Origin of the sequence: Collinsella sp. CLA-SR-H006, assembly GCF_040097075.1 — a bacterium.
In the GTDB taxonomy this organism is placed as follows: Bacteria; Actinomycetota; Coriobacteriia; order Coriobacteriales; family Coriobacteriaceae; genus Collinsella.
Genome location: NZ_JBBNPD010000001.1, coordinates 94,130 through 117,639, shown reverse-complemented (window position 1 = coordinate 117,639; position 23,510 = coordinate 94,130). Strand labels below are relative to the sequence as shown.

The 23,510-nt window shown below is 64.1% G+C and carries 25 protein-coding genes, 1 other RNA gene and 1 pseudogene; 20 read left to right on the top strand and 7 right to left on the bottom strand.

Going from position 1 to position 23,510, the window contains the following annotated elements:
• The 19 genes and pseudogenes from AAA069_RS00500 (at position 1) to AAA069_RS00410 (ending at position 15,198) form a co-directional block, all read left to right on the top strand.
• Complete coding sequence (locus tag AAA069_RS00500; RefSeq protein ID WP_118349157.1) at positions 1-351, top strand: minor capsid protein; 351 nt, start codon at positions 1-3, stop codon at positions 349-351.
• A gap of 1 nt (position 352) precedes the next feature.
• Positions 353-751 (top strand): minor capsid protein, encoded by a 399-nt coding sequence (locus tag AAA069_RS00495; RefSeq protein WP_349127268.1) that lies wholly within the window; start codon positions 353-355, stop codon positions 749-751.
• A gap of 2 nt (positions 752-753) precedes the next feature.
• On the top strand, positions 754-1,470 hold the full coding sequence (locus AAA069_RS00490; protein ID WP_349127267.1) for an Ig-like domain-containing protein: 717 nt from the start codon (positions 754-756) through the stop codon (positions 1,468-1,470).
• A 108-nt stretch (positions 1,471-1,578) separates the two neighbouring features.
• Positions 1,579-2,082, top strand: coding sequence for a hypothetical protein (locus AAA069_RS00485; RefSeq protein ID WP_349127266.1), 504 nt, complete (start codon positions 1,579-1,581; stop codon positions 2,080-2,082).
• Positions 2,082-2,738 carry a Gp15 family bacteriophage protein gene (locus AAA069_RS00480; RefSeq protein ID WP_349127265.1) on the top strand — a complete coding sequence of 219 codons (657 nt, stop codon included), beginning with the start codon at positions 2,082-2,084 and terminating at the stop codon, positions 2,736-2,738. The genes AAA069_RS00485 and AAA069_RS00480 overlap by 1 nt, the downstream gene beginning before the upstream one ends.
• 2 nt (positions 2,739-2,740) lie before the next feature.
• Positions 2,741-5,431 (top strand): phage tail tape measure protein, encoded by a 2,691-nt coding sequence (locus tag AAA069_RS00475; RefSeq protein ID WP_349127393.1) that lies wholly within the window; start codon positions 2,741-2,743, stop codon positions 5,429-5,431.
• Entirely contained in the window at positions 5,428-6,141 is a 714-nt protein-coding gene (locus AAA069_RS00470) for a distal tail protein Dit (RefSeq protein WP_117637885.1), read from the top strand. The genes AAA069_RS00475 and AAA069_RS00470 overlap by 4 nt, the downstream gene beginning before the upstream one ends.
• On the top strand, positions 6,141-8,702 hold the full coding sequence (locus AAA069_RS00465) for a phage tail spike protein (protein WP_349127264.1): 2,562 nt from the start codon (positions 6,141-6,143) through the stop codon (positions 8,700-8,702). The genes AAA069_RS00470 and AAA069_RS00465 overlap by 1 nt, the downstream gene beginning before the upstream one ends.
• A gap of 12 nt (positions 8,703-8,714) precedes the next feature.
• Positions 8,715-9,035 (top strand): hypothetical protein, encoded by a 321-nt coding sequence (locus AAA069_RS00460; protein ID WP_349127263.1) that lies wholly within the window; start codon positions 8,715-8,717, stop codon positions 9,033-9,035.
• Between the two features lie 3 nt (positions 9,036-9,038).
• The gene (locus tag AAA069_RS00455) at positions 9,039-9,941 is read left to right on the top strand and encodes a BppU family phage baseplate upper protein (RefSeq protein WP_118349153.1); all 903 of its coding nucleotides are present in this window, start codon (positions 9,039-9,041) and stop codon (positions 9,939-9,941) included.
• A gap of 12 nt (positions 9,942-9,953) precedes the next feature.
• Entirely contained in the window at positions 9,954-10,862 is a 909-nt protein-coding gene (locus AAA069_RS00450; protein ID WP_349127262.1) for a DUF6273 domain-containing protein, read from the top strand.
• 104 nt (positions 10,863-10,966) lie between these two features.
• Positions 10,967-11,437: a hypothetical protein gene (locus AAA069_RS00445; RefSeq protein ID WP_199669199.1), complete on the top strand. Its 471-nt coding sequence runs from the start codon at positions 10,967-10,969 to the stop codon at positions 11,435-11,437.
• Positions 11,438-11,471: 34 nt separating this feature from the next.
• Positions 11,472-11,609: pseudogene (locus tag AAA069_RS00440) on the top strand (DUF6273 domain-containing protein); the annotation flags it as partial.
• 192 nt (positions 11,610-11,801) lie between these two features.
• Positions 11,802-13,055, top strand: coding sequence for an RNA-directed DNA polymerase (locus AAA069_RS00435; RefSeq protein WP_349127261.1), 1,254 nt, complete (start codon positions 11,802-11,804; stop codon positions 13,053-13,055).
• The gene (locus tag AAA069_RS00430) at positions 13,003-13,248 is read left to right on the top strand and encodes a hypothetical protein (RefSeq protein WP_117637890.1); all 246 of its coding nucleotides are present in this window, start codon (positions 13,003-13,005) and stop codon (positions 13,246-13,248) included. The genes AAA069_RS00435 and AAA069_RS00430 overlap by 53 nt, the downstream gene beginning before the upstream one ends.
• Positions 13,249-13,322: 74 nt before the next feature.
• Complete coding sequence (locus AAA069_RS00425; RefSeq protein ID WP_233514508.1) at positions 13,323-13,748, top strand: hypothetical protein; 426 nt, start codon at positions 13,323-13,325, stop codon at positions 13,746-13,748.
• A gap of 13 nt (positions 13,749-13,761) precedes the next feature.
• Entirely contained in the window at positions 13,762-14,067 is a 306-nt protein-coding gene (locus AAA069_RS00420) for a hypothetical protein (RefSeq protein ID WP_349127260.1), read from the top strand.
• A 3-nt stretch (positions 14,068-14,070) separates the two neighbouring features.
• Positions 14,071-14,883, top strand: a complete 813-nt coding sequence (locus AAA069_RS00415; protein ID WP_349127259.1) for an N-acetylmuramoyl-L-alanine amidase — start codon at positions 14,071-14,073, stop codon at positions 14,881-14,883.
• Positions 14,884-14,886: 3 nt separating this feature from the next.
• Positions 14,887-15,198, top strand: a complete 312-nt coding sequence (locus AAA069_RS00410; RefSeq protein WP_271736860.1) for a hypothetical protein — start codon at positions 14,887-14,889, stop codon at positions 15,196-15,198.
• 106 nt (positions 15,199-15,304) lie between these two features.
• Here the strand turns inward: AAA069_RS00410 and ssrA are convergent.
• Positions 15,305-15,668: a transfer-messenger RNA gene (gene ssrA / locus AAA069_RS00405) on the bottom strand.
• A gap of 239 nt (positions 15,669-15,907) precedes the next feature.
• On the opposite strand from ssrA, the gene AAA069_RS00400 reads away from it, so the two are divergent.
• Positions 15,908-16,342: a hypothetical protein gene (locus AAA069_RS00400; protein ID WP_349127258.1), complete on the top strand. Its 435-nt coding sequence runs from the start codon at positions 15,908-15,910 to the stop codon at positions 16,340-16,342.
• A 58-nt stretch (positions 16,343-16,400) separates the two neighbouring features.
• Here AAA069_RS00400 and AAA069_RS00395 read toward each other — a convergent pair whose 3' ends face one another.
• The 6 genes from AAA069_RS00395 to AAA069_RS00370 all read right to left on the bottom strand — a co-directional run bounded on the left by AAA069_RS00395 (position 16,401) and on the right by AAA069_RS00370 (position 23,475).
• Positions 16,401-16,916 carry a PIN domain-containing protein gene (locus AAA069_RS00395; protein WP_349127257.1) on the bottom strand — a complete coding sequence of 172 codons (516 nt, stop codon included), beginning with the start codon at positions 16,914-16,916 and terminating at the stop codon, positions 16,401-16,403.
• Positions 16,913-17,266, bottom strand: a complete 354-nt coding sequence (locus AAA069_RS00390) for a hypothetical protein (protein ID WP_349127256.1) — start codon at positions 17,264-17,266, stop codon at positions 16,913-16,915. Before AAA069_RS00390 ends, AAA069_RS00395 begins: the two co-directional genes overlap by 4 nt.
• A gap of 139 nt (positions 17,267-17,405) precedes the next feature.
• Entirely contained in the window at positions 17,406-19,421 is a 2,016-nt protein-coding gene (locus AAA069_RS00385; protein ID WP_349127255.1) for a heavy metal translocating P-type ATPase, read from the bottom strand.
• Positions 19,422-19,499: 78 nt separating this feature from the next.
• Positions 19,500-19,745 (bottom strand): DUF6110 family protein, encoded by a 246-nt coding sequence (locus AAA069_RS00380; RefSeq protein ID WP_055250999.1) that lies wholly within the window; start codon positions 19,743-19,745, stop codon positions 19,500-19,502.
• Positions 19,746-19,890: 145 nt separating this feature from the next.
• Positions 19,891-21,648 carry an ABC transporter ATP-binding protein gene (locus AAA069_RS00375; protein ID WP_349127254.1) on the bottom strand — a complete coding sequence of 586 codons (1,758 nt, stop codon included), beginning with the start codon at positions 21,646-21,648 and terminating at the stop codon, positions 19,891-19,893.
• The gene (locus tag AAA069_RS00370) at positions 21,649-23,475 is read right to left on the bottom strand and encodes an ABC transporter ATP-binding protein (RefSeq protein WP_349127253.1); all 1,827 of its coding nucleotides are present in this window, start codon (positions 23,473-23,475) and stop codon (positions 21,649-21,651) included.
• Positions 23,476-23,510 lie beyond the last annotated feature (35 nt).

The window sequence follows — 23,510 nt, the reverse complement described above, 5'->3', positions numbered from 1 at the left end:
ATGCCCGCAGCAGTTACGGTCGACCTGACCAAGCTCATGAAGCGTTTCAGCGCGAAGGAGCTGGAGGCCAAGCAGGTGAAGTTCGCCATGAGTGTGGCCGAGGACATGAACGCGTTCACGCCAGAGGACACCAAGCGCATGCACAACTCCATGCAGGCCGCCTCCGACTTCAGGCAGGGCCTCGTCATATGGGACGCCGACTACGCCGCCTACGTGCGCGACCTGCCCGACAGCTCCATCAAGCACGGCAAGAACCCGAGGGCCAAGGCCGACTGGCCGAAGGCCGCGAAGGAAGCGCATGGCGAGGACTGGGAGCGCCTGGCCGTCGACCTCCTGACCGAGGGGGCGTGACATGGCCCCAGACGTGATGGAGGCGGCGAAGGCCGCCATAGAGGCCCTGGGCTACGGCCCGGTGCTCCTCACCCGCCTGGCCGCCTCGCGCGGCCACGACGACGCGGTGGTGCTGCGGCCCATGCCCACCACCGACGCGGTGCGCCACATGGACGGCACCCGCCGCGTGGGATACGTGCTGCAGGTCATCGTGAAGGACACCTCCGAGGCCAAGGCCATGGGCGACGCCTACGACCTGGCCGACGCGCTGGACGGGGCCGACCTGCCCTCGCCCACAGGCTCCTACGGCTTCACGAGCGCGTCGCTGTACACCGAGCCGCAGGAGATAACGCCGCCCGAGGGCGGGCCGTACCTGTGGGAGTTCCGAATCAAAGCGACCATAACCATAGAGAAGGGATAACGATGGCAAAGAACCAAGACCTGGGCTTCGCGCCCAACTACATGAGCGCGCTGGAGATCGACACCACGCCAGACGCGGCCAGCCCCACGTGGGCCATCTTCTCGCGCGGCATCACCGAGGTGAAGCCGACCACCAACGAGACCACCGAGACCAAGGACTACTACGACGGCTACGGCACTCCCACCGACAAGGTGAAGAGCGTGCAGCCGCAGTACGAGGTCACAGGCGACCGCTGCTACGGCGACCCCGCGCAGGACTTCGTTGCCAGCCTGGCGCTTGAGACCGGCGAGGGCCGCACGGGCCACTTCCGCCACACCGACCCCAACGGCGACGTGGTGGAGGGCGACTGCACCTACCTGGGCCTGACCGTCGGCTCGCAGCAGGGCGCGGCGTCCGACCCCGGCGCGTTCTCCTGCACAATCTCGGGCGCTGGCGCTATGCGCTACATCCCCGCCAACAAGCTCAAGCAGCCCACGGGCGTCACCTGCACCGCGCCGACCGGCCCGGCCGTGGGCAAGTCCACGAAGCTCGCGCCGACCGTCACGCCCGCCGAGGCGAACGCCAAGTGCTTCTTCGCATCGGGCAACACCGACGTGGCCACCGTCGACAGCGACGGCAACGTGACGGGCGTGGCCGCAGGCGAGGCGGTCATCACCGTGCGCTGCGCGTCCAAGCCGAGCATCTGCACGCAGGTGAAGGTCACCGTGGCGGCGAAGTAGCCGCAGGCGACACCAGACATAACCTCCTGGACATGGGGGCGCGGGCTAGTGAGCGGCCCGCGCCCCTTTTCTATGCCCGACGCTCACCGCTCACGAAAGGGGCAACAAATGGAACTTCTAAAAAACATCCGCGCGTACGAGGACGTGTTCTTCGAGGACCCCGAGGAGAACCCCGACACGCCGCGCTTCCGCGTGTGGTTCGACGACAAGCACATCGAGGAGTACCTGGCCAAGGTCGGCAACGCCATCGACCGCGCGCAGGCCAACGAGCAGATGGCCCGCGAGGCCGACACCCCCGAGAAGGCGGCCGAGGCCAACGCCGCGCAGGGCCGCCTCATGAAGCGCACCATCTCGGCGTTCATCGGCACCGAGGGCTGGGAGCAGCTGCTCGCGTGGATGGGCGGCGACGAGGGCCCCATCGCGCCCGAGGAGAACATCCGCATCCTGGGCGAGGTCTTCGCCACGTTCCTCAACATGTTGGCGCGCCACGCGACCAGCGAGCAGCTGATGGCGTGCGGCCTTGCATACAGCGAGCGCGCCGATCAGGTCCAGGCGCTCAACCGCGCCCAGCGCCGCGCCAAGGCCAAGCGCAAGAAGAAGGGCGGCAAGTAATGCTGCCAGCCGCGCTCACGGCCGAGCGGGTGCGGCTGCCCGACGGCACGAGCGCCACGCGCTACCCGTGGAACGGCGAGGAGGTGCTGGTGCGCGACGACGCGCTCACGATCATCCGCGTCATCGAGGTGCTGACCGACGAGGGCAAGTCCGACGACCAGCGCCGGGACGAGTTCCTGGCGCTGTTCTTCGTGGACTGGGCGGACGCGTGGTGCGCATGCGACTACGACGCCGCCGAGTTCGTGCGGATGCGCGACGCGGCGGTATGGGACATGTGCGGACTCGACCTGAACGGCGACCGCCCGCACGAGACCCCGCTGTGGGACTTGGAGGAGGACGCGGCGCGCATACGCACCAGCTTCCGCCAGGCCTACGGCATCGAGTGGGACGAGGTGCGCGGTCGCATCAGCTTCGCCGAGTTCGTGGCACTCGTGGGCGGCTGCCCGCAGGACACGCCGCTCGGCGCGGCCATCCACTACCGCAACCCGGCGACCAAGCCGAAGCCAACCAAATACAACAGGCAGGAGGTCGAGGCCTGGAACGCCGCCCACAAGGCGTTCGAACTCGGCAAAGGCCGCAGCTCACACGGCTCTGAGGAAGGAAGCGACGCGGCGATGCGCGATGTGTTCGCCGCGCTCAAGAGAGCGACGAGGTGAGCATGGACGGCAACGTCATCATCAAAGCGGTGCTCGACACCGTTGACGTATCCAAGAACATCAAGGCCCTGGAGCGCGACCTCCAGGGCATCTCCTGGAAGAACATAACCGAGGGCGACGAGAAGGCCGCGAAGCTGTCGTCCTCGTTCAAGAAGGCCGGCACGGCCGCCACGGTGACGCTGACCGCGCCCGTGGTGGCCGCCGGCAAGGCCGTATTCGGCGTGGCCAGCGACTACGAGCAGGCCAACGCCCGCATAGCCGCCGCGTTCGGCGTGTCCGGCGAGGAGGCCGAGCGTTTCAGCGGCATAGGCAAGCGCATATACGAGGGTGGCTGGGGCCAGTCCCTGGACGAGGTCAACGATGCGCTGATCCAGTGCAAGTCCACCCTTCGCGACGTATCCGACGAGGACCTGCAGACCGTCACCACCAACGCACTCATGCTGTCGGACACCTTCGGCGCAGACGTGAACGAGTCCATACGCGGCACCAACGCCCTCATGGAGGGCTTCGGGCTGTCTGCCACCGAGGCCAGCGACCTGCTGACGGCGGGCATGCAGCGCGGCCTGAACTACACCGACGAGCTGGGCGACAACCTGAGCGAATACTCCGTGCGATGGGGCGAGGCGGGAATGAGCGCCAGCGAGTACTTCTCGCTGCTCGAAGCGGGCACGTCCAACGGCGCGTACAACCTGGACAAGGTGGGCGACTACCTCAACGAGTTCCTGACGGCGCTGTCCGACGGTCGCATGGAGGAATCCATCGGCTCGTTCAGCGAGGGCACGCAGGAGGTCTTCGAGAACTTCAAGAACGGCAGCGCCACCGCCGAGGACATGCTGCAGGCGGTGCTGGGTGACCTCACGCAGATGCCAAACGAGTACGACAAGGCCGCGCTGGCCTCCACCCTGTGGTCCTCGCTGGGCGAGGACAATGCCATGGGCATGATCGAGTCCCTGGCGGGCGTGCAGGACAGCTTCGGCGACGTGGCGGGCGCTGCGCAGCAGGCCCAGGAGGCCGCCTCCGACAGCTTCGCCGTGAAATCGCAGGAGGCCATGCGCGAGCTGCAGGGCTCCATCGAGCCGCTTGGCGAGCCGCTGCTCAACATCGCCACCAACGTGGCGGGTGTCGTCAAGTCGTTCTCCGAGTGGTTCGCCGGCATCGGCGAGGGCGGCCAGACCGCCGTGCTGGCGATCGCCACGATAGCGGCCGCCATAGGCCCCGTGCTGTCGACGGTCGGCACCGTCGTGGACACCGTGCCGAAAATCGGAGCGGCCTTCCAGGTGGTCGGCAAGCTGGGCACCGGCGCGCTGGGGCTCATAGCCGCGCACCCCGTGGTAGCGGCCATAGCGGCCATCATCGCCGCCGTGGTGCTGCTGTGGAACAACTGCGAGGAGTTCCGCGACGCGGTGACCGCCGTGTGGGATGCCGTGTGCGCCGCGTTCGAGGCGGCCATCCAGGTGGCGGGCGACGTGGCCCAAAGCGTCGGCGAGTTCTTCTCGCAGCTCGGCGAGAAGCTGGGCGGCGTGTGGGACGGCATCTGCTCCACGGTGCAGGGGGCCATCGACGCCATAGCCGGGTTCTTCCAAGGCCTGGCCGATACCGCCTCGTCCATCTGGGACGGCATCTGCAACGTGGTGCAGGTCGCCGTGATGCTGCTGGGCGAGATTCTGAACCTGGCCATCGAGACGCTGCTCATACCCTGGAACTTCATCTGGGAGAACTTCGGCGAGCAGCTGACGGCGGCATGGGACGCAATCTGCGGCGCGGTGGGAGGCTACATCGACGCGGTGAGCCAGGTCATCACCGACGTGGTGACGGCGCTCTCCGAATGGTGGGGCGCGACGTGGGAAGGCATCAGCGGCACCGCCAGCGCCATATGGGAGGCCATCTACGGCGCGGTGAGCGCGTACATCCAGTACGTCAGCGACGTGATAGGCGCGGCCCTTGGGGTCATCCAGGGCGTGTGGGACACGGTGTGGGGCGCGGTGAGCTCCACCGCCTCCAGCATATGGGATGCCATCAGCTCGGCGATAGGCGCGGCCATCAATGCCATCAGCTCCACCATATCGGCGGTGCTGTCGGCAATTCAGGCGGTGTGGGACTCCATATGGGGGGCCGTGAGCAGCACGGCGTCGAGCGTGTGGGGCGGCATCAGCTCCACCATATCCAGCATCGTGAACGGCATCCGCGACACGATCTCCAGCGTGTTCAACGCCGCCAAGGACACCGTGAGCAGCGTGTGGAACTCCATCAAGAGCGCCATCGAGACGCCGATACAGAACGCCCGCGACACCGTGCGCAACGTCATCGACTCCATCAAGGGGTTCTTCAACTTCTCGTGGTCGCTGCCCCACCTGAAGCTGCCGCACCTGTCCATCTCCGGCAGCTTCAGCATCGCCCCGCCGAGCGTGCCGCACTTCGGCATCGACTGGTACGCCAAGGGCGGCGTGTTCAACGGCCCCAGCGTCATCGGCGTCGGCGAGGCGGGCCCCGAGGGCGTGGTGCCGTTCAACGAGCGCGGCGCGCGCCCGCTGGCCGAGGGCATCGCCAAGTTGCTCGACGGCAAGGGCGGCGCGGCCCATGGCGACACGAACGTGACAATCAACCTGTACGCGACCGTGCGGGAGGAGGCCGACATCGAGAAAATCTCCCGCCAGATAGCCAAGGAAATCAAACGGCAGGAGTGCTTCGCATGATATACAACGGCTTCGACTTCGCGCCGTGGTTCGACACCCGGCTCGTGACCCGCTCGCTGCTGCCCGAGTACGAAATCGCCACGCGCGACGTGCCCGGGCAGCCCGGCTCGCGCTTCATGCGCGCAGAGCTGAAACCCCTGACGATAGACGTGGCGGCGGCCTGGAGGGCGCGCCCCGCCGACGACATGGCGGCCCTTCGCCGCCTCATGGCCTCGCGCCTGCTGTGCCTCAAGGAGGCCGAGCTGTGGCTGGACGACGAGAGGCACCTGGGCCTGCGCTACATGGCCGTGCTGACCTCGCCGGGCGCGCTCGACACGTTGTGGCACACCGGCGAGGCCACGCTGACGTTCACGGCATACGACCCCGTGGCCTACGGGGCCGAGGGGCGCGCAACCGTGTCGGGCACCTCGGGCGTGCAGGTGGGCGGGACGTTCCGCACCTACCCCACCGTGACCGTCAGGCCCGGCGGCAGCACGTCGGCGCTGCGGCTGACGAACATGGGCACGGGCGAATTCGTGCAGATCGACAAGGCGGTGACGGCATCGAGCGCGGTGGTCATCGACATGGCCGCCCCGCAGGCCACGGTGGACGGCAGCCCAGCGCCCGTGACCTTCGAGAGTGACTTCTTCCCGCTGGAGCCGGGGGCCAACAGCCTCAAGCTGTCCAGCGGCACCGCGACGGTACAGTGGACGGAAAGGTACGTGGGCTGATGATTCTGTGGGCATGCGACCGCTGGGAGGCGTACAAGGGACCCATCAAGACGCTGTTCGAGTGCGAGGACACGCGCGAGGTCAACGGCGAGAACGCCCTGAGCATCACAACGCTGGCGCGCCTCGACAAGGGCGACCGCCTGGTGTGGCGCGACCTCAAGGGCCGCTGGCACGAGAACATCGTGGACGGCGTGGAGGAGGAGCGCGCAAGCGCGGGCATCCTCTACACGTACTACTGCCCGACCTCGGCGCAAATCGAGCTCCTGGGCGACTACCTGGAGGACAAGCGCCCCTACGACGTGAGCGCCTACGCCGCGCTGGCCTCGGCGCTGTCCTCCTCGCGCTGGCAGGTCGGAACCGTGGCCGACCTCGGGCAGGCCGGCACGAACTTCTACCACACCAACGCATGGGCGGCCATCCACGACGTGGCAGACACTTGGGGCGGCGAGCTGTCGTTCGAAATCCAGGTGAGCGGCACCAAGGTGACCGCACGCCGCGTGTGCATGGCCAAGCAGGTCGGCGAGGACAACGGCAAGCGTTTCACCTACGCCAAGGACCTCGTGAGCGTCAAGCGCAGCGTGGACGAGGGCAACGTGTGCACCGCCCTGTACGGCTACGGCAAGTCCCTGCAGACCGCCGACGAGGACGGCAACCTGACGGGCGGCTACGACCGCAAGCTGACCTTCGGCGACGTGAACGGCGGGCAGAACTGGGTGGGGTCGGCCGACGCGCTGGCGCGCTGGGGACGGCCCGACGGCAAGGGCGGCAAGGCGCACGTGTTCGGCGACGTGGAGTTCTCCGACTGCGAGGACGCCGCCGAGCTGAAGAAGCTCACCGAGGCGCAGCTGGCGCAGTCGTGCGTGCCCACCGTGTCCTACACCGTGGACGCCACGGCGCTTGCGCGCGCCGGCGAGGGCTTCGAGGGCGCGGACGAGGGCGACCTGGTGACCGTGGTGGACAAGGTGTACGACCCGCCGCTGCGCGTGCGCACCCGCATCACCAAGGTGGTGGAGGATCAGCTGCGCCCCGGCGAGGTCACCTACACGTTCGGCAACTACCAGACCGTGGCCGAGCTGATGGCCGCCCAGAAGTCCAGCGCAAAGAGAACGGCTTCGAGCATCCGCGCCACCGTGGCCGACGCGGTAAACGCGTCCAACAAGGCATCGACCGGCAAATGGGGCGAGAGCCTGGCGGCCTCCGAGAAGCGCCAGGAGGCGTTCGCCAGGGAGCAGGGCGGCGCGGCCAAGGACTACACCGACGAGGTGAAGGACGCGCTTGACAAGGCCCTCAAGGAGTATGCCGACAAGGGCGACACCACGCTGGAAGAGGCGCTGAAGAAGTACTCCGACGACGGCAACCTGTCCCTTGAGGAAGTGCTCAAGCTCTACACCGACACCACGGTGGAGCAGAGCGAGAGCGTGCTCAAGCAGATAGACGAGGCCAACAAGGAGTACCTGGAAGGCGTCACCGGCTCGCTGGACGAGCGCCTGACGAGCGCCGAGAGCGAGGTTGATGGGCTGCAGAACCAGCTCGATCAGCTGCCGACGGATATCCGCAAGAAGATCGTGGAAATGCTCAACAGCGAGATAAACACCACGGGCGGTTGGGTGTACGAGGAGCCCGGCCAGGGCATCCTCGTGTACGACAAGAAGCCGGAGAACGCGACCAAGTGCGTGAAGATAGGCGGCGGCGTCATCGGCGTGGCCAACTCAAAGTACTCCAGCGGCGCGTGGAAGTGGCGCACGGCCATCACCGGCGACGGCGTGACCGCCGACGAGCTGACCACGGGCCGCATCAAGGGCGGCAACTCGTACTGGGACCTCGACAGCGGGGCCTTCTATCTGCGCGACGGCTCCATCTTCATGACGGACGGCAACGGCAACAAGGTGTACATCAACGCCACCAACGGCTTCCAGATATACGACAAGAACGGCTCTATCATCGCGGGCACCGTGCTGGTGGGCAGCACCTCCATGTTCCGCTGCAACATGGTCGGCACGTCGTCCACCAACTACATCACCACCGGCACGACGACGAACAACCACCCGGGAGCGTCGTTCGTGAACGGCTCGACCGAGTACTGCACCATCGAGGCCGTCCACGCGAAGGACAGCCCCACGGCGAGCTCGACCGACGGCGTGGGCATATCCACCTGCGGCTACGGCTTCCTGGCAGTCAACCGCTACTACCGCCAGACGTGGCTGACGACCCCCTACTACGCGGGCTACATGAGCCATCCCGACGAGCAGCTGTACATGAGGAGCGGCAACAGCAACGCGGGCGGCTCGGCGTACGTGAAGCTGCAGGAGAACTCCAACAACTACGTGTACCTGGATAGCAGCCGCGCAGACATTGGGTCGTCGGGCACCGCCAGGATACTCGCCCCGAAGTTCGCCATAGGAACCAGCCCGAGCAGCGGCGGCACCTACGGGTACACGGGTTCCACGCAGTTCATCGGGTGCATCACCAACAACGGCAACAACTGGACGTGGGGCACCATCAACGTGGTGAACGGAATCATCACCGGCATGAGCAGCATCACGGGAAACCAGACCAGCTAGAGAGGAAACGGAATGTTCTACCACCTTGTGCAGCAGCCCGAAGCGCCGCAGGCGCTCGACGGCGCGCCGAAGCCGCCCGAGGCGCTTCCGGTGTTCGAGTGCATCAGCGACACGGCCACGGCGCGGGCCATCGTGGAATCGGAAGACGTGTTCGAGTTCGACGGCAAGGGCGGCTTCACGCTCGTGTCCAGCCCCGTGGCCGTCATGGACGCGGAAGGCGGCGAGGCCAACGCCGTGGACTTCTCGGCGCTCACCGACGAGGAGATATGCGGGGTCCACAGAGCGCAGCCCGGCGACATATCGCGGACACTTGCGGCCGAAGGAAAGGAATGAGGCATGGCAACGCACGAGCTTACGCTCAACCTCAAGAAGACCAACATAGCGCCGCCCGTCATCACCGTGCACCAGGGCGACAGCGCCGAGGTCCTGAAGGCCGCCATCTACGACGGCGACAAGAAGGCGGCCCTGACGGGCTGCAAGGTACACCTCATGGCTGCGAAGCCCGACCACACCTACGTGGAGCAGCAGTTCACTGGCATCAGCGACAACGTGGCCACCGTAACGGTCGACCCCGCCGTCTTCGGCGTGGCCGGGCTGCTCAAGGTGTGCTACGTGCGCGTGCGGAACGCGGCAGGGCTGGACGCCACCACCGAGAACGTCCTGGTGAACGTGCTGCCCTCGGCGAGCGCGTCGGGCGAGATATCCGGCCCGTACGTCGATGCGGTGGAGGCGATCATCGCGAACCTCGAAGGGCAGCTAGCCGACGTGAGCGCGCTGAACGCGCAGATGCAGAAGGCCGAGGCCTCCCGCGCGAGCGCGGAAAACCAGCGCGCCACGAACGAGAAGGCACGCCAGACCGCCGAAACCAAGCGCGCGGAGGCCGAGAAGAAGCGAGCCACGGCGGAAAGCGACCGCGTGACCGAGGCGTCGCAGCTGAAGACGGCCTCGCAAGCCGCCACGGCTGCGGCAAACGGCGCGGCCTCGAACGCCGACGCGGCGGCAAACATCGCCCTGCAGATAGCCAACAGCGTGGCGCAGGGCAGCGCGGGCAGCTCGGACATGGCCAAGCAGAAGCAGCAGATAGCCGACCTGTACGGCAAGCTGGCCGACGCCACGGACGCGTTCATCTACGACGACGGCACCGTGTACTGCCCCGCCTCCAAGGCCAGTGCATCTGGCAGCACCATCACGTTCGGGAGCACCTGCACGGCGTCCGGCACAACCCTCAACCTCAAGTAGAAAGGCAACGAAATGGCACAAGCGAAAACCCTGTCGGTGGGCGGCATCGGCTACGAGGTCATCGACGATACCGCGCGCAGCAACGCGCAGACGGCGCTCAACAACGCCGAGTACAACCGCCAGGGCCAAATCGGCAAGTACGGCGGGCAGAACATCGCCACCATCCTGGCGGGAGAGATCGGCAGCGGCAGCGTGTACGACGCGCTGCATAAGCGCATCGCCGCCGCGAACTTCGCAGGCCTGCGCGTGGGCGACTACCTGGACGTGCCGCTTGTGAGCGCATCCGCCGTCACCACACAGCAATCTGTGCGGTTCCTGCTTGCCCACATCGACCCGTACCTTTACTGCGGCGACAACAGCAAGGGACACCATATCGCGTTCGTGGCGTCCGCTCCCGTGCCCGTAGCCAAGACCGTGACCGGCGTGGCAAACGACAGCTTCCTGATGTGGAACACCACCAACACGAACCAGGGCACCGCCGACCGGAAATGCCCCTACCTCAATAGCAACCTCAAGGCGTGGGAGACGGCCTTCGAGGCGTGCCTGCCCGAGGGGCTGACCAAGTACCTGCTTACCCAGCGCGTGCTGCTTGAGGAGCGGTACAGCGCCAGCGGCGCGCTCAACGACTCCAACTCGTGGAGCTGGCAGGATATCGGCAAGGTGTTCTCGCTGTCGGAGATGGAGGTGTACGGCTGCCCCGTGTGGGGGACGAAGGGCTACAGCGTGGGCTTCGACTGCCAGTTTGACCTGTTCCGAGACACGGCGCACCGAGTCAACGGAAATCGCTGCACTTGGTGGCTGCGTTCCGTTGCGTCGGGCTCCGCGTCCCACGTGTGCTATGTCAGCGACCACGGCAATGCCCGCTACACCTCGGCGACGTACGTCTGGGTTCGCCCCCGCCCCGGCTTCCTCGTCGGCTAGCCAGCCGAGTGCTCTATACTCTGCTTTTAGGCGACCGCCTTGCGCGGTCGCCTCCTGCCCGCGAAGCGGGCCGTTTTTTTCGCCAGTTTCCCCAGGAGGTGCACGTGAGCGGCGTCTACCAGCGCAACCGCGAGGTGTCCGAGTACAAGTTCTTCACGCAGGCCATCGCCATCCGCGTGGAGGTCAACAAGCTGATGGCGTCCTCCTCCGTGGTTCCGAAGGCCTACCGTCTGCTGAACGCGGTGCCGACCGTGGAGACGGCGCGCAGCATCGTGTACAACGTCAACCGCGCCGACTGCTTCTATCCCAACAGCTCGTTCAACGCGCTAGAGAGGAAACGCTACCTGACGCTGGCCATAGCTGACTGCGAGCAGCTGATGCTGGACATGCAGTGCCTCATGGATATCGGCCTGCCCGTGAACGCCAACCGCTTCGAGGAGCTGGCGGCCATGGTCGAGGAGGAGATCAAGCTGCTGAAGGGCGCGCGCAAGAACGTGCGCGTGACCGGCAAGAAGTCCACCGAGGAGCGCATAGCCGAGGCCGAGGCCGAGCTAGAGCGCCTGCGTTCGCTATAATGGACGGCGGTCGCACCTTGTTTATCGGTACAATTGGTGGCTGCGTTCCGTTGCGTCGGGCTCCGCGTCCAACGTGTGCTATGTCAACAACAACGGCAATGCCAACTACAACTCGGCGACGAACGTCTGGGTTCGCCCCCGCCCCGGATTCCCTTATTGCCAGACCGAGTAGGCCCCAGGGCCGAAAGCAGAGCGCGAAGAGGAAGGAAGGCGCGACCGTCGGGCATGCGCCCGTAAATACGCACCCCGCGAGGGTGGCCGGACGCTGCTTGCATGGCGCGGCGCTCCGTGGCTTCGCCGCCTTTCATGGCCATACCTCAAGCGGCTGCCAGAGCCACATTGCAAGCCGCGCGGGGTGCCTCCTGTGAACTCCGAGCAAAGGCGGGCGGCGCGCCGCAAGCGCCGCGAGGAGAAGCGCGCGCAGGCCAAGGCCGAGCGCGTCAAGGCGTGCACGCTTGATACCGTGGCCGACCTCAACAGCCTGTGCAAGGCTTCCAAGCAGGCCGCGCGGGGCGTCATGTGGAAGTCGTCCACGCAGAGGTACATGAGAAGCTACCTGCGCAACGCCGTCCTGTCCCGCCGCGACCTTTTGGAGGGGCGCGACATATGCCGGGGCTTCATACGGTTCGACCTGTGGGAGCGAGGAAAGCTGCGCCATATCAGCGCCGTACACTTCCCCGAGCGCGTGGTACAGAAGTCCCTGGCACAAAACGCGCTCGTGCCCGCGATCGTGCCCACCCTCATAGCCGCCAACTCCGCGAACATAAAGGGGCGCGGCACCGACTACGCCCTGAAGCTGCTCAAGCGCCACCTGGCCGACCACTGGAGGCGGCACGGCCGCGAGGGCTACATCCTCCTGGGCGACTTCTCCGACTACTTCGCGCGCATAGCGCACCAACCCGTCAAAGACCAGGTGGCCTCCGCGCTGCTAGATCCGCGCGTGGTCGCCTTGGAGCACCGCCTGATAGACGCGCAGGGCGATGTGGGCCTGGGGCTGGGCAGCGAGCCGAACCAGATATGCGCCGTGGCCCACCCCAACCGCATCGACCACTATGTGACCGAGATGCTGCGCCCCGAGTCTTACGGGCGCTACATGGACGACTTCTACCTGATACACGAGTCCAAGGACTACTTGCAGGTGTGCCTGCTGCTGATAGAGGGCAAATGCGCCGAGCTGGGCATCGAGCTGAACCCGCGCAAGACGCGCGTGGTGAAGCTCACGCGCGGGTTCACGTGGCTGAAGAAGCGCATCTTCTACACGGAGACGGGCCGCATAGTCGTGAAGCCGTGCCGAGACTCCATAACGCGGGAGCGCCGCAAGCTCAAGAAGATGGCCCGCATGGTCGCCGATGGCATCATGACCCCCGAGCAGGTGGAGCAGAGCTACCAGAGCTGGCGCGGAGGCATGAAGCGGCTGGACGCGCACCGCAGCGTGCAGGCCATGGACGCGCTGTACCGCAGCCTGTTCGGAAATCCCGCGGGGGGGGGGTTGCTCAATGCAATCCAAACCTGGAGGCGACACGGATGGGAACATGCCCCTACCCTAGCAACGGAAGGAGCGACCCATGACGGAACAGGAAATCGCCGGGGAGATCAACGGCTACAAACAGCAGCTTGAGCAGAGCGACTACAAGGTCATGAAGGCGGTGGAGCGCATCTTCTCCGCATCGTCCATCACCGACCTGCTCTCGGCCATCGCCGCAGCTGCCAAGGAGGTGGCCGAGATCATCTCGCAGCGCCAGACGTGGCGCGACCGCATCAACGAGCTGGAAGCCATGGAGCCCGACCAGCCGGAAGCGCCGCAGGAGTAGCGAGCGCCCCTTCGGGGGCGCTTTTCTTTTGCCCGGCGACACCTCGCGGACAATCGCGGCAGCGATTCGAGGAGGTGAGAAAACGAATGACCGACGTGCTGGAAATCTTCGCGCCGTACGGCCCCGGGTCGCTTTTCGGCGCGCTGCTCGTCCTAGTGGTCCTGTACTTCGGCAAGCAGTTCCTCGAAGAGTTCAAGGCCCAGAACGAGCGCAAGGCGAACATCGACCTCAAGCGCGAAGAGCGAAAGCAGGACGAGGTGAACGAGCGGGCGCAGCGCGACCGCGAGCGCAGCCAGATGGAGGGCCGCATCGCCGCGCAGATGGAGCGCAGCAACGCGCTGATGGAGGCTATGAAGGCGCTCATGGAGTCCGTCGTGACCTCCAACGAGGTGCTGCACGCCGACCTGGCGAACAGCCAGGCGCGCAGCCAGGGCATGGCGGCGAAGGTCGACCACATCGCCGACCGCGTTGACCTGCTCTACAAGGAATCGGCTCGATAGAAAGGAATCCGAAATGACAGAAATGCAAGCAATCGCAGCCATCGTGCTGTCTTTCGCCGTGCCGTTCGCGGTGCAGCTGATCAAGACCGAGGCCATGACCGGCAAGGCCGCGCGCATCCTGGCGCTGGGCTGCTCGCTCCTGGCGGGCGTCGTGACCGGCTTCGTGGGCGGCGTGCCCGCAGACCCGGGCGCATGGGTCGCGTGCGCCTTCGCCGTGGTAGGCGGCGTGCAGGCGGCCTACACGCTGTTCAAGTCGGTAGGCATCACATCCAAGTGGCTCGACGCCCTGTTGGGCGTGACCGTAGGCGGGAAGGAGTAGGCAATGGCTAAACTGTTCATCATCTGCGGCCACGGCGCTGGCGACCCCGGCTGCTGCGCAGGCGGCTACACCGAGGCCGAGCGCGTTCGCGCCCTGGGCCAGCGAATCAAGGAACTGGGCGGTTCCGAGGTCGAGCTGGGCGATACGTCCCGCAACTGGTACGCCGACGGCGGGCTTAACCGCCTGAGCACCGACGCGCCAGTGGTGGAGCTGCACATGGACGCCAGCGGCATCGCCACGGCCCACGGCGCGCACGTCATCATCAAGGAGGGCTTTGAGCCTGACGAGTACGACAATGCGCTGGCCGACAAGCTGGCGGCGTTCATGCCCGGGCGCTCCGAGAAGCTGGTGCGCCGTTCCGACCTCGCGAACCCGAACCGAGCCGCCGCGCGCGGCATCAACTACCGCCTGTGCGAGAACGGCTTCATCGACAACGACGGCGACCGCGAGAAGTTCAACGGCAACCTGGACGAGCTGGCGCGCATCTACCTGGAATGCTTCGGCATCACTGCTGGAAGCGCCCCCGCAGCCGTCCCGCAGCCGCAGCCTGCGCAGCAGGAAACGACCGAGAACTTCGGCGGCACCTACCGCTGCACTGTGAACTACCTGCGCGTGCGCGACGCCCCCGGCCTGGGCGGCACCGAGGTGGCGCACTATTCCAGCGGCGAGACCGTGACGCTGGATAACTGGTACAAGATCGCCGACGGCTACGTGTGGGGCCGATACACGGGCTACAGCGGCGCAACGCGCTACATCGCCGTGGGCAAGGCCACGGGCAAGCCAGAGGCCGACGACTATCTGGTGAAGGTGGGATAGGCCATGCCGTACCCGAGCCCCGCAGACGAGGAGCGCAACGGCGGGTGCGGCCCCATCCTCGCGGCGGTCGTCCTGCTGTTCATCGTCCTGGCCGCCGCCAGCTGCGCGTCGCAAGCCATGGGAGCGCAAGACGTGACCGTGAGGCAAGCCCGCACGGACGGCCCCATATACGACCTGCCCGAGGGCATCGGCCAGGAAATCGTGTGCGACGAGCACAACCGCGAGTACCTGCTGCTTACCACCGAGCAGGGCGGCGTGTTCCTCATGCCGTACCTCGACGAGGACGGCGAGCAGGAGATCATGCCGCAGGCCTAGAACGCAAAGAAGCCGCCCCGTATGGAGCGGCTTCTTTTTTATTCGACGAGCAATACGAACGCCCGCCTAACGACGAACACCTGCATATGTTCGCCTACTGAACAGTTGGTGGAGGCGCGGAGAATCGAACTCCGGTCCACGAAAGCCCCCTGATTGGCATCTCCAAGCTCAGTCGCTGGTTTAGTCTCGGACGCTTTGCGCGCAGCGACACGCTCGCGGCGTCCTAACCGGTTCGGTCTTAGCCTGCACCATACCGATTACGTGCGCAGGAGCATTCCCCTAAAATGACGTCGCGCCGGTGTCGGGGAAATCACCGGGTTGACGCGCCGCTATAAACTAAGCAGCGAGAGCCATAGGCTCAAAAGAAGAGTTGTTGTCAATTCAATTTGACGGTACCCCTGTTTAACGAGGCGAGGAGACCTCGGCTTGCTTCCTCTCTCAGAGCTATCGTGTCGAAACCAGTCGCCCCCGAATGTTGGGAAAGTCTGGATGGTATCGGGTCTGCAAACACCCGATAACCGTCGACTTTTCAAGGAACACGCGGGGTGAACCCCGCTTGTGGATAGCTATCTTACCACGTTCTAAAGGCAGACAGCTGTTCTATGCACGAGCTGTGAAGACCCCAATGTGCGCCGCACTTCGCACTTTTGTTACCGATCGCGTCACGTATATTTTCGCCAAGCAAAATTGACCCGTCGAAAGGACCGTTATGGATACCAAACAGCAACTCGTCAATGCCCTCGCAGGCCTGGGTTCAACCATTACCGAAGCTATGGATGTCATCGAAGGCTTTGTCCCCTGTGGACATCCCGCCCTCACGGTATCGAACGCACTCGTCGCGCTGGACGCTGACGATGATGCAGCTCTCGCCCAGCAGCTTGAGACCGTCGAGGGCTTTATCGACCACGTGAGTGAGAACCGCGGCGTGGCCGCCTACCACGGCATCGAGGTCGAGCTCGCGGGTCCCAAAGCCGATCTGCTCGCAGCAATCCGCGAGGCAGGCGCCCTTATGCAGACCGCAGGCGTCAAGAACACCCAGGTCAACGAGTGGGTCTACCGCAGTCTGGCAGCACTCGACAGCTCCGACGAAAAGGCAGCCGAAAAGCTCGCAGAAAGTCCCGCCATTAAGGCCGAGCTTTTGTAAATAGCAGACGCGGGCCCCTTGGCGCATCGTCGTCCAAGAGGCCCGCAAACAGTTCGCGTCAACCGATAGCCGCGCCGCCGCGTTCGGCCAAAGCAAGAATCGGCATCATTTGACGAGGTGTCTTTGCTGCAAGATCGGCATGTTCGAGCAGTTTGCGATCGTTGGTCACCAAGTAATCGACCTGCGCGCGTTTGCATGCGGCGAGTACCAAGTTGTCCTCGTAATCGCGATGGAGCGTCAGATATTTGTCAGCTAGCCACAGATCGGATGCATCAGCGCCCACGGCCGTGGCGCTTTCGGTCATGTTCCGAACAAACGCCAACGCCGCATCGCCAATTGCGCGGGCAGATGCCTCGTCGAGCGCTCCCCCGCTGGCAAGAACGCTACGCTTCAACTCGTGTTGGACAACGTACAGCACGTCCTTGGCGATATGCACCGGAAAGAACAGCAATGCCCCCGCCTCCGTCGCCTGCCCAATAAACGCACGCGCGGCAAGCGACTCGGCATGGTCGACGCAAAACGAATCAACCCATACGTTGGCATCCACCATGATCTTGAGAGGCGCCCCACTCACTGAATCATCCCCTTTTGGCGATAATGCTCATCCATGGCTTCGGAATAGATTGTGTCCCAATCGCGATCGTCGGATACGGGCGACGTAGCGATGCCCAAATCTGCATAAAGCCGGTCGGCCGCTGCCCACGACGCGGCGAACGGAGTATCGGGCGCGACGACCTGCTTCCGGTCGTCGACGGCCGCAAGCACTTCCTCACACTGCCCGCCACCCTGCGCGACCTTGGCCACCACCTTTTTGATGAGCTCGGGCAGTGACCTGCCCGAAAGCTGCAGCGCTTCCTCGGCACGGTTCTTGACCTGGCGATCTACGCGAACGTTCACCTGCGCCATGCTGCCAACGGTAGCCATCTCAACCTCACCTTCAGCGTTTGCTAGCAGTGCTAGCACGAGCATATATCCGAGCTAACATCTCGTCAAACAAAAGAAGGCCTGCACCCTGGCGGCTGCGGTGCCGCCCGAATGCAGGCCATATACTCAATCGAAAACGCTAACGCAGGTACGCCTTTGCGTTGCCCAGGCTGTAGGCAATCGTCGAGCCGTTGTGCAGCAGCGACGATGCCTGCGGGGTAATCGCGCCGGTAATACCCAATGCCAACAGCGCCGAGTTGGTGAGCATCACCTTGGAATACGAACTCATCAGACGATCAATGAGGCCCTGGCTCATGCGGCGCAGACGCACGATCGCGGCCAGATCCGTATCGGTCAGGATGATATCGGCGACCTCCTTGGCGATGTCGCTTCCGCCACCCATGGCCAAGCCCACGTCGGCCAAACCGAGCGCCGGTGAATCGTTGACGCCGTCGCCCACCATGGCAACGTGGCGCCCCTCGCGCTTAATCCGCTCCACATACGCGTACTTGTCCTCGGGCAGCAGCTCGGCCTTAAACTCGTCGACTCCCGCCTCGCGCGCAATGCGCTCGGCCGTGCGCTCCGAGTCGCCCGTGAGCATGACCACGTGCTTAACGCCCAGCGCATGCAGGTCGGCGATGGCCTCGCGGACCCCGGGCTTGAGCGGATCCTCGATACCGAGCACGCCCACAACGGTACCATCGACCGCCAGATACAGCGGCGACAGGCCCTGCATCTGGGACTCGATTTGCTCCTTAATGTCGGACTCGAGCTGCGCGCCCTCATCGTCGAATACAAAGTGCGCGGAACCGATGATGGCGCGACGTCCTTCGATGGACGAAGCGATGCCGTGCGCCACGATGTACTCGACGGCAGCATGGCGCTCGCGGTGCTCGAGCCCGCGCTCGCGTGCCGCATTGACCACGGCGCGCGCCACCGGATGCGGGAAATGCTCCTCAAGGCAAGCGGAAAGGCGCAGGACCTCGTCCTCGCTCCAGCCATCGGTGGTGAGCACGCAGGCAAGACGCGGCTGCGCCTCGGTGAGCGTGCCGGTCTTATCAAACACAATGGTGTCGGCCTTGGCAAACGACTCAAAGTACTTGGCGCCCTTGACCATCACGCCCATCTTGGCGGCATCGCTCATGGCAGTCATGACGGCGACGGAACCCGTGAGCTTGAGTGCACACGAGTAGTCGACCATCAGTGCCGCCGAGGTCTTGATGAGGCTGCGGGTGGTAAGCGCGACCAGGCCCGCGAGCAGGAAGTTCCACGGGACGATCTTGTTGGCGAGGTCCTCCATGTGCGACTGGCCCTCGGACTTGAGCGAGTCGGCCGTCTGCACGAGCGAGACAATCGAACGCAACTTGGTCTGAGCCGTGTTAGCGCGCACGCGCACCAAGATGCCGCCGTCTTCCACGACGGTACCGGCGAACACGTCGTCGCCCACGCTGCGCTCGACGGCCAGCGGCTCGCCGGTCAGGGTCGCCTGGTTGACCATAGCGCTCCCCTGCTCGACAACACCGTCGATGCAAATGGACATGCCGGTGCGCACGGCGACCAAATCGCCGGGTTCAAGCTCGGTGGCGGCAACGCTTACCTCGGTGTCGCCGACGACTTTTTGCGCCTTGTCGGGCACATCGAGCAGCGAGTTGATGAGCTCGTTTTCGCTCATAGCGCGGGTGTAGTCCTCGAGCAGCTCGCCCACGTTGAGCAGGAACATCGTCTGGCCCGCGGTGTCGACATCACGCTTGACGAACGAAATGCCGATGGCCGAAGCGTCGAGCACAGGAACGGTCAGGCGTGGCTGCGCCAGCTCATGAAGGGCAGCGCGCAAAAATGCCATGTAACCGGCCACGACAAACACCGCACGCAGAGGCGTCGGCAGGAACCAGCGGCGTGCGTAATGGGCACCGACGAGTGTCGCCAGGTCCATAACGAGTTTGTGCTTGCGCGGCTCGAGTTGCATCACGTAGCCCGACTTGGCATCGGCGATAGCTTGAGCATCGAGTGCGCCCAGGGCGTCGAGCACGCTTGCGCGGCGCGGCTCGTCGTACTCCAGCGCCATCTGGCCAATGCGGCCATACACGCGCACCTTGTGCACGCCGTCGATATCGCCGCTGAGCTTAAGAAGTGCGTCGAGATCGCTCTCTGGCACAGGACCCGCCAATTGAAGACGGGTCCTGCCAGGGATCTCGCTAATAATCGAGAATCTCATAATTTGTGCCTGAGAGCGTTACTCGGCTGCCTCGTCAGCAGCGGCCTCGCTCTGGGTGATGTAAGCAGCCTCGGCAACCATGTCGTCGACATTAGCCTTGGCCTGCTCGACCATGTCCTGGTAGCCGTTCTTGATGCGCATGCCGCACGCGATACCCTGCACGCAGGCATTCTTTACCGGAGCGCTGGTGAGCAGCTTGATGCCGGCCGTACCAAGCAGAAAACCGCCACCGACAAGCAGGGTGTTAAAAGTCGACTTCTTCATGTTGCTTCTCCCTTTTGCCGCACAAGCGCGGCATGGTGCCTTAGCACCCGAGTTCATTAGTTTGCTCGAGCACGCTTTTGAGACTAGTTTAGTCGAACTATTATGGTCAACCAAAGTTAACCTTTGGAAATCTTGGTCCCCTTTCCTACAGCTGCCAGGCAGCCGCTTCCTTTTGCAGTGCGACCATGCGGGCAAATTCTCCGCCTGCCGCCTTAAGCTGCGCCGGAGTGCCCTGCTCGGCAACCACACCATCCTTGAGCACAACGATTTTGTCGGCATTTTCCACCGTACGCATACGGTGGGCAATAACGATAACCGTCTTACCTGCAAGCAGACGGGAGAGTGCCTGCTGTACCACGGTCTCATTCTCCACATCCAAGCTTGCCGTCGCCTCGTCCAACAGCACGATGGGCGCGTCTTTGAGCAGCGCGCGGGCGATGGAGATGCGCTGGCGCTCGCCACCGGAGAGTTTGGAGCCGTTCTCGCCGATCATGGTGTCGTAGCCCTGCGGCATGCGGTTCACGAACTCGTCGCAGTTGGCGGCACGCGCGGCCGCAAGCACTTCCTCATCGGTGGCATCACGACGCCCGAGGCGAATGTTTCCCATCACCGTGTCGTCAAAGAGCAGCACGTCTTGGAACACGATGGCGTAGTCGCGCAGCAGCACCTCGGGATCAACGCTCGCAACATCCACGCCACCCACGGTAACCTTGCCCGCGGTGGCATCCCAAAAGCGCGCGGCCAGGCGGCTCACCGTAGACTTACCGGAACCCGAAGGACCGACCAGCGCCGTGACCTCGCCTTCCTTGGCGGTAAAGCTCACATCGGTAAGAACTTTCTCGCCGGCGCGGCCGTCCTCGCCCGCGCCATAGCCAAATGCCACGTGATCGAACACCACATCGTGGCCCACGGGCTCAAATTTCTCGCTGCCCCGCGCCACGGGCTCTTCCATGATGGAACGCATGCGCTTGGCAGACGACTCGGCGACAAACAGCTCGGACATTAACATTAACGCTTGGTCAAAGGGTGCATAGATACGGCTCACCATAAGCAGGAAGGCAAACAGCACCAAAAAGTCGACCTGCCCGGAGGCGACCATCGCGGCACCCGTGACCAGCGTGGTGGCAATGCCCAGACGCAGGATGGCAAAGGCGGAGTTAACCAAAAGCCCGTTAACGAGCTCGCCCTTGGTGGTCTCACGCTCCTCAGCATCGATCACGGCGTTGAGTCCCTCAAGATAATGGGCCTCCTGGTTGGTGGCGCGGATCTCGCGAACGCAGTCGAGCGTCTCTTGAATTGCCTCGGTAACCTTGACCTTCTCGGCACGCACGCGATCGAACACCGGAGTCATGGGGCCGCGTGTTAGATACAGCACGGCAAAGGCCACGGGAACGCTCCAAAACGCCGCGATCGCCAGCTGCCAGCAAAAGAACAGCGACGCCACGAACACAATGGCGCTTGCGATGATGGCACCCCAAAGCTCTCCCAGCACGTGGCTGTAGGCGTGCTCCATGGCCTGGACGTCGCCCATGATGGTCTCGGTTAAATCGGCCAGATCACGACGACCAAAAAACGACAGCGGCAGTTTGCGCAAGCGCTCGGCAATCTCCATGCGCTGCTTGCCGCACTCCTCGTAGAAGATGCAGTAGGTGTAGTAATACTGCTGCCAGTTAGAGGCAAAGAGCAACACGAAAAAGACCACGAGGCCGCCCACGATCGGCAGGGTATCCGGCAGGTCGGCGCCGGTGGCGAGATGCTCGACAAAACCGGCCATGACCAGGAATAAAAAGCCCATGCCGGCCATGGTAATGAGATTGGTGAGCGTGGTCCAGAAAATGCCGCGTTTTACTCCGGCGACGCCTTTATCGGATAGGAAATACTTCTTTTGGAATGAGGCGAACATTTAGGCCTCGCCTCCCTTCGTGACGGCGGCATCCGCGGTCGCTGCAGTGATTTTCCAGCTCGCGGCCTGTTCGTATTCGGCCCACATCCTGGCATACAGGCCCTCTTGGGACAGCAACTCGGCATGGGTACCCGACTCCTGTACGCTGCCCTGGTTGAGCACCACGATTTGGTCTGCGCCCACTACAGTCGAGAGTCGGTGCGCAATCATAATGACCGTGCGGCCCGCCGCCAGCTTGCTAAAGGCGCGCTGGATGAGCGCCTCGTTCTCGGGATCGGCAAACGCCGTGGCCTCATCGAGCACCACGATAGGCGCGTCTTTAAGGATCGCGCGGGCGAGTGCCACGCGTTGGACCTCGCCGCCCGAAAGATATGCTCCGCCGGCGCCGAGCATGGTATTGATGCCCTGTGGGAGCTTGGCCACAATGTCATCGCATTGAGCTGCGGAGAGGGCCGCACGCACTTCGTCGTCAGTGGCCGTAGGCTTGGAGGCGCGCACGTTATCGGCAAGTGTTTGCCGGAACAGCTGGTTGGTCTGGAACACGAAGGCAACCTGGTCCATAAGCTCGTGCGGATCCATATCGCGAACGTCCACACCGCCTACGAGCACTCGACCCGAGGAAACATCCCAAAAACGCGGGATCAGGCTTGCGCAGGTTGACTTACCGCCACCCGAGGGACCCACCAGGGCGAGGGTGCTACCAGCGGAAACGCTAAAACTCGCATGGTTGATGGCAGGCGCTTCGGCACCCTCGTAGGTAAAGCTCACATCCTCAAATCGTACGTCGCTGCCGGCAGGGTGCTTGGGTTGGGCGGGCACGGAGAGCTGCTTGGAATCCATGATGCTTCGGATGCGAGCCAGCGAATCGGCACTCATCTGAGAGGCCTCGCCCACAAACATGAGCTTGGTCATGGCCGTCGGTACCACGGCCGAAAATATCGCGTAAAACGTGAAGTTTGCCATAAAATGCGCGAAGTCCGTCTCGCCCGGCGCCAACAGCAACGCCACCGGCAAAAAGAATGCCACGAGGCCGTTGAGCGCCGTAAGGTTGAGTACCTGCGGACCTCGGCAGAACGTGCCCGCATAGCTTTGTGCCATGTCCGCGTATTCGGCAATCGCATCGTGGAAGGCCTTGAAGGAGTAGACCGTCTGCTGAAACACCTTGACCACGGGGATGCCGCGTACGTATTCGGTGCCGGTCTTGTTCATCTTGACCAGCGCTCCCATGTAGGCCTTCATGAACTCGGCGCCTTTGCCGCTCATCATGGTGGCCATGGCGCCAAGCGAAACGACGACCGAGATAAGGCATGCCACCCCCAAACGCCAATCGAGGGCGAAAAGCAGCACGAGCAAGCCCACGACCATGGCGGTGGCGCCGGCGATATCGGGCAACATGTGCGCGAGCAGGGTCTCGGTGGAGGCGGCGCATCCGTCTACAATACGGCGCAGCTCACCGGTGGAGTGCGTGTCAAAGTAGCCAAGCGGCAGCTTAAGCAGGTGCTCGCTCGTAGTCTTGCGGATATTGGACGCGCAGCGAAACGCAGACAGGTGCGTGCACATGAGCCCCACGAAATAAACTACGATGCTTGCCAGGGCAAAACCAACGGCCCACCAGCCATACATCGCGATATCGGTGGCTTCGCTCCAGTTAGGCGCCACAGCGATAAGGTCTCGCGCGACAAACCAGATGCACACGTACGGGCCAAAGCTCAGCAGCTGCGAGAGCGCCGAGAGAGCCATGCCCAAATAAGTTAGGAATTTACGGTCGCCGGCATACGCGAGCAACTCGCCGATGCCTCCACCCTCCCTTTTTGATCCCTTTGCCATGAGATTCCTTTCTAACGGCTTGAGAGTTAACCGTA